At 72.7% G+C, this 977-nt stretch carries 1 protein-coding gene; it reads right to left on the minus strand.

The window, feature by feature from the left end; genetic code table 11:
* The coding region (locus KS423_RS46210; RefSeq protein ID WP_224285622.1) for a D-alanyl-D-alanine carboxypeptidase family protein at positions 1-977 on the minus strand (977 nt) is incomplete at both ends.

Consider the following 977-nt stretch of genomic DNA (forward strand, 5'->3'; position numbering starts at 1 on the left):
CTCGGCGGCTGCGGTGGCCTGGCCGGTCGGCTCGGCGGCTGCGGTGGCCTGGCCGGTCGGCTCGGCGCCGGCCGGCGGGATCTCGTCGACCAGCCTGCCCACCGGCTGGACCTTGTCGGCTGCGGCGAAGCCCCAGTCCAGCAGGGCGGCCGTCTCGTCGTACACCTTCTGGTAGCTGACCGGGTGCATCACCGTCACCAGCAGGGTCCGGCCACCGCGCTGGGCGGCGCCGACGAAGGTCGATCCGGCGTTGGTGGTGGTGCCGTTCTTCACACCGATCAGGCCCGGGTACTTGCCCAGCAGCCGGTCGGTGTTGGCGATCCCGAAGCTGCCGCGCTGGCCGGTGTTCTTGTCGATGGCGCCCGGGAACATCGCGTCCCGGGTGGCGCAGTACATCCGGAAGTCCGCGTTGCGCAGGCCGGCCCGGGCGAACAGCGACAGGTCGTAGGCCGAGGAGACCTGGCCGTCCATGTCGTAGCCGTCCGGGGAGATCACCTTGGTGTCCCACGCCTGGAGCGCGTCGGCGCGCGCCTGCATCTCGGCGACGGTCTGCCGGACGCCGCCGTTCATGTGCGCCAGGACGTGCACCGCGTCGTTGCCGGAGCTCAGGAACACCCCGCGCCACAGGTCCTCGACCCGGTAGTCCAGGTTCTCCTTGATGCCGACCAGGCTGCTGCCGGGACCGATCCCCTGGATCTCCTCGTCGGCCACCCGGTGCACCGTGTTGCGGTCGAACTTGGGCAGCACGGTGTCCGCGAAGAGGATCTTCAGGGTGCTCGCCGGGGGCAGCCGCAGGTGCGGATTGCTGGCCGCCAGCACCTCGCCCGACGTCGCGTCGGAGACTATCCAGGACTGGCCCGTGAGGTTGGCGGGCAGTGGCGGGGCGCCCGCCATCGGGGCGACCTGCACCCCGGGGAGCCCGAGCCGCTCGCCGCCGATCGCGGCCGACGGGGGCGGCTGCTGCGGGGCCGCGCCCG

The sequence above is a fragment of the Streptomyces sp. LS1784 genome (assembly GCF_020103755.1).
GTDB lineage: Bacteria > Actinomycetota > Actinomycetes > Streptomycetales > Streptomycetaceae > Kitasatospora.